This is a genomic window from Chromobacterium sp. W521, assembly GCF_052805975.1.
The window spans coordinates 1-1,765 of the sequence record NZ_JBRBAF010000038.1 but is presented as its reverse complement, the minus strand read 5'-3'; the positions used below and the strand labels follow the sequence as shown (position 1 = coordinate 1,765).

The 1,765-nt window shown below is 65.4% G+C and carries 1 protein-coding gene; it reads right to left on the bottom strand.

Features of this window, described 5'->3' with window-relative positions:
* Window positions 1–2: 2 nt before the first annotated feature.
* Window positions 3–1,703: an ABC transporter ATP-binding protein gene (locus tag ACUXV1_RS23185; RefSeq protein WP_194426622.1), complete on the bottom strand. Its 1,701-nt coding sequence runs from the start codon at window positions 1,701–1,703 to the stop codon at window positions 3–5.
* Window positions 1,704–1,765 lie beyond the last annotated feature (62 nt).

Below are 1,765 nucleotides of genomic sequence, written 5' to 3'. Positions count from 1 at the left end.
TCTCAAGCCGGCGCCATCCCCACCCAGCCCTGCGGAATCGACTCCAACAACTTGCGGGTATAGCTCTCACGCGGCTCGCGGTAGATCTGGTCCGCGTCCGCCTGCTCCACCACTTCCCCCTTGTTCATCACCATCACTTGGTCCGAGATGTGTTTCACCACCGCCAGGTCGTGCGAGATGAACAGATAGGACAGACCGTATTCGTCCTGCAGGTCTTGCAGCAGGTTCAGCACTTGCGCCTGCACCGACACATCCAGCGCCGACACCGATTCGTCGCAGATCAGCACTTCCGGTTTCAAGGTCAGGCAGCGCGCGATGGCGATGCGCTGGCGCTGGCCGCCGGAGAATTCGTGCGGGTATTTCTGCAGCGCCCCCGCCGGCATCCCCACCTTGTCCAGCAGGGTTTGCGCCAGCTGGCGCCGTTCGCCGCCGTCGCGGCCGATGCCGTGCAGCTGCATCGGTTCGCTCAGGATCTGCTCCACCGTGAAGCGCGGGTTCAGCGAGGCGTAGGGGTTCTGGAAGATGATCTGGATGCGGCGTTTGTAGGCGTGGAAGGCCTTGGCGTCCATGCCCAGCAGATCCTGACCGTGGAAGAACGCCTGGCCGCCGCTGGCCTGGTGCAGCCGCACCAGGGTCAGGCCGACGGTGGTCTTGCCGGAGCCGGATTCGCCGACGATGCCCAGGGTTTTGCCCTTGGCCAGTTTGAAGGACACGTCCTTGACCGCGTGGAACTGGCGTTTGCCGAACAAACCTTCGCGCACGTCGAAGGATTTGCTGAGGCCCCGCACGTCCAGGATGATGTCGTCGTCCGCCCGGTAGCCGCGCTCGCGCTGCGGCGGTTCCACGTAGCCGCCCGGCTGCAGGAAGTCGTCGATCACCGCCAGCCGCTGCGGCCGCCGGTCCAGGTGCGGCCGGCAGGCCAGCAGCGCCTTCGTGTAGGCGTCCTGCGGCGCGTCGAAGATTTGCTGCACATTGCCCTGCTCGCGGATTTCGCCATGACGCATGACGATGACTTCGTCGGCGAACTCGCCCACCACGCCCAGGTCGTGGGTGATGAACAGCACCGCCATGCCGTGCTTCTTCTGCAAGTCCGCGATCAGTTGCAGGATCTGCTTCTGGATGGTCACGTCCAGCGCGGTGGTGGGTTCGTCGGCAATCAGCAGCTTGGGTTCGCAGGCGATAGCCATCGCGATCATCACCCGCTGCTGCTGGCCGCCGGATAGCTGGTGCGGGTAGCTGTCCACCTTGCTTTCCGGTTCCGGCAGGCCCACTTCGCGCAAGAGTTCGATCGCGCGCCGGCGCGCGGCGCGGCGGCTCAGCTTGGCGTGCAGCATCAGGGCTTCCATGATCTGCTCGCCCACGCTGAACACCGGGTTCAGCGAGCTCATCGGTTCCTGGAAGATCATCGCAATGTCTTTGCCGCGCAGCGCGCGCATCTCGGCGCCGCTGGCCTTGAGCAGATCCCGCCCTTGCAGCAGGATCTGGCTGTCCGGGGCGATGTGCGCGTGCTGCGGCGACAGCAGCCGCATGATGGCCATCGAGGTCACCGATTTGCCGGAGCCGGATTCGCCCACCAGCGCCACGGTGCGCTTGGCCGGGATGTCGAAGCTGACGCCCTTGAGCGCCTGGAATTCGCCGCCGTTCTCCTGGCGGAACGCCACTTTGAGGTTGCGCACCGACAGCAGGGTCTGGTTTTGGGTCATAGTCTGTTCTCCCCCACTCACTTCGCCGCCGCGCGCGGGTCCAGCGCGTCGCGCAGCGCATC